The organism is Spiroplasma sp. hyd1, from assembly GCF_016082235.1.
GTDB lineage: Bacteria > Bacillota_I > Bacilli_A > Mycoplasmatales > Mycoplasmataceae > Spiroplasma > Spiroplasma poulsonii.
The window spans coordinates 1-2,124 of sequence record NZ_JXYY01000094.1 but is presented as its reverse complement, the minus strand read 5'-3'; the positions used below and the strand labels follow the sequence as shown (position 1 = coordinate 2,124).

Annotated in this window: 2 protein-coding genes; both read left to right on the top strand. The window is 22.7% G+C overall.

Translation table 4 applies throughout. The features are described 5' to 3' along the window. Positions 1 to 755, top strand: a 755-nt coding sequence (locus TS70_RS06370; RefSeq protein WP_198049757.1) for a hypothetical protein, incomplete at its 5' end; no start/stop codon positions are given. Further along, positions 745 to 1,968, top strand: a complete 1,224-nt coding sequence (locus tag TS70_RS06365; protein WP_198049756.1) for a hypothetical protein — start codon at positions 745 to 747, stop codon at positions 1,966 to 1,968. The genes TS70_RS06370 and TS70_RS06365, both read left to right, overlap by 11 nt. Positions 1,969 to 2,124: the final 156 nt, after the last annotated feature.

The following is a 2,124-nucleotide window of genomic DNA, read 5'->3' as shown; positions in this document are numbered from 1 at the left end:
AATGATTAAATCCTTTTACTTATTTAGATTTAATTAAAAAAGGTCATAAAAAAGAAATACAACAAATATTAAGTCAATTAGAAAAAGATAATAATATTCAAAATAGAGAACAATTTAAAAATGAAAATTATCTAAATACTAATTGACAGCCTTTAAATAGTAGTTGACTTGATAGTGGTATGTTTAATATTACAAATAAGTTAACTTTAACAGGTAATTTAACTATTTTAATATATACAAAAACAGCAAAACATCCAAAATTTTATGGTCCATATGTTTATCCTAGTGTTCCAGTTGAAATTTGAAAATTATTAAGTAATGCTGTATCTAATGCTGGGACTTTATTTTGGCGTTATTGATTAAGAAAATGATTACCTAGTCATTTAAGAAATTATATTAAAAAACGATTACCACAAGCATTAAAAGAAAAATATTCCAAAGGAACTACTAAATTAACATTACCAACAGTTCAAAAATTACAACAAATTAAAAAGTTTATTAATAATTTAAAGATTGGACATTTTAACTTTAATTTTGCTGGTGAAATTAATAATAAAAAATGATATCGTGAACGCCGAAGTGATGTTAAAAATATTAAGAATTTATCTAAAACACCAGTTAAAAATATGTTTTATAAAACTAATCAAACTATCAAAACAATTAAGAAAACAAAAACAAGAGTTAATAGTTATAAACCAAGTAATTTAAAAAATAAATATTGTAATCAATTAAGGGGTGTTTTATATGGAAAATAATTTAAGTAATTTGTTATTTATAACAGTTGAAGATGTTAAAGCAAGTAAACTTTGACAACCTATTAATGATAGAAAACAATCTGCTTATAATGATAATTTAATTTACAATGCTATTTTAAAAACTAGTTTATGAATGGATAGATTATCAGGTGGGACAATTTCAGATAAAATTAATAAAAAAGATTTATTTCCCTGAGTAAAAAAAGATAATACTGGTTTAATTGAATATGATAAATGATTAAGTTATATTCAATCTGCTTGTTTATTAGCAGTTATAAATTGATATTTACCAAAAGGAGTTAATGATTTAACTGGTAGTGCTTCATTTTCACAAGGTGGTGTAGCATATTCACAAACTAATAACCCAGAAGCAAATGAAAATATTACAAGAGATGTTAAAAATGCTTTAAAATTAGCAGGTGAAATAATTGATATTATATCTAGTAAAACAAAATCTAGACCATATAATTATAGTTTAGATAATTATGCTCATCCATGAGAAGAAGAATATAAACATATTAGTAAAAAAACTTTTTATCCAACATTATTATTTTGATTAAAAGAGCGATTACAAACAGATAATTCAATAAATATTACTTATCCAACTATTAATGACTTTTCTAAAATTGATTATAACGAATATATTAAACTTATTGTTCCGTTTGATAATGATACAATTTATTATGAAAATAATGTCTGAAAATCAAAACAAGGTGGTGAAATTCCATCAGATGTGATTAAAGATAGTGATTTAGATAAAAATTATATTGATAAAGTTGATAATAAATATATTGTAAAAACATCACAAGATATTATTCTTAAACAAGATAAATTAGTAAGTGGTGAAAATATTAAAACTATTAATGGTAATTCATTATTAGGTAATGGTGATATATCTATTGGTGCTGGGAATGACTGAGAAGTTGTTGATACAAGTGATTTTGTTTCTAATAATAATTATCAAATTAAAAATTTTGATAAAGAAAAATATATTTATTCTATTTTTGCACAAATAACAGGTGATAATGAAGCGAGCGGACATTTACAAACATATAAAGGTTTTGTTGAACAAATTTCTAATATGTTTAAATTACTTAACCAAAATAATTATGGAAGTATAGTTATTAATAAAACTGGAATGATTTCATTTTGAATTGGAAATGATTTTGGGGAAGCACAAAGAATACATATTGAAAGAAAATTGGTGAGTTAATTATGAAACAAGATAAAACAACTTGATTAAAGGGTGCTTTACCTTGAAATTGATTTAAAAAAGACCCTATTTTAACTGATAAATGAACACATAAAGATATTGAAAATTGAAAAATAAAATATATTATTCGTAGTTGAGTAGTTAGTTTTTATACAC